The following is a 1,092-nucleotide window of genomic DNA, read 5'->3' as shown; positions in this document are numbered from 1 at the left end:
CCACGTGTTGAGGGGTTGCCGGGTCCGTCCGGACCAAACCAGGTTGCGCCCGGCCGACGGCTCATCCGACCAAGAACGTTCCGTCGACCGGGCCACTCCCTCAGGAGCAGGCCCATGTTTACCAGAAAAGACCCGTTCAAAGACCTGCCCGTCGTCACCCGCGAGGAGATGTTCGAGCAGAAGAACAGCTCTCGCCGTACCGCCGCTGACGACCAGCGAGCACAGGAACGGCGCGAGCAGGAAGCCCGGGACGTCGGCTGGCGCCGATAACCCGAGGTAGGCACCACCTTCAAGGGGGGGCCAGCCGTCACACCGGGCGGCCGGCCTCCCTCTTTTTTGTCCACTTTCCGTTAGTGAAGCTAAGGACTTGATACCTATGACTGTTGATGTTGACCAGCCGATCCGGGACCGGATCACCGCGCTGGACTTCCAGCGCTGGCGCTCGAAGGTGTACGCCACCGGGGGATGCGCCAAGCCCGTCAAGCTCGCCGGCTACGGCGCGCTCATCGCCCCGGACGGGACGCTGTTGCAGGAACGCGCCGGGCAGATCTACACCCCGTGCGGCAACCGCCGGGAGACCGTCTGCCCGGCGTGTTCGCACCGGTACGCGGCGGACGCTTTTCACCTGCTGCGCGCGGGGTTGTCCGGCGGCCACAAGCAGGTCCCCACCACGGTGACCGGGCACCCGAGGGTGTTCCTCACGCTGACCGCGCCGTCGTTCGGGCCGGTGCACTCCCGCCGGGTCACCCGCACCGGCCGCGTCATCCCCTGCGGATGCCGGGAACGTCACCACGCGGATGACCCGCGTGTCGGGGCGGCGATCGACCCGGAGGGCTATGACTACGTGGGGGCGGTGCTGTGGCAGGCACATGCCGGGAAGCTCTGGCACCGGTTCGTCATCGCCCTGCGTCGCGCGCTCGCGGTCCGGCTCGGGGTGCCCGGCCGGCTGTTCGGCCACGTAGCGCGGCTGTCCTACGCCAAGGTGGCCGAGTACCAGCGGCGGGGCCTGGTCCACTTCCACGCGGCGATCCGGCTGGATGGGCCGGACGGTCCCACCGACCAGCCACCCGCTGGCCTGACTTCCGAGGTGTT

Annotated in this window: 2 protein-coding genes; both read left to right on the top strand. The window is 69.0% G+C overall.

The features are described from left to right. The first annotated feature begins 114 nt into the window (after positions 1-114). Positions 115-270 (top strand): hypothetical protein, encoded by a 156-nt coding sequence (locus tag ABEB12_RS41995; RefSeq protein WP_185060480.1) that lies wholly within the window; start codon positions 115-117, stop codon positions 268-270. 106 nt (positions 271-376) lie between these two features. Beyond that, on the top strand, positions 377-1,092 hold a 716-nt coding region (locus tag ABEB12_RS41990), incomplete at its 3' end, for a replication initiator (RefSeq protein ID WP_345703608.1).

Origin of the sequence: Actinospineispora eucalypti, assembly GCF_039543365.1 — a bacterium.
Taxonomy (GTDB): Bacteria; Actinomycetota; Actinomycetes; order Mycobacteriales; family Pseudonocardiaceae; genus Pseudonocardia; species Pseudonocardia eucalypti.
This window is presented reverse-complemented; position numbering and strand designations above follow the sequence as displayed.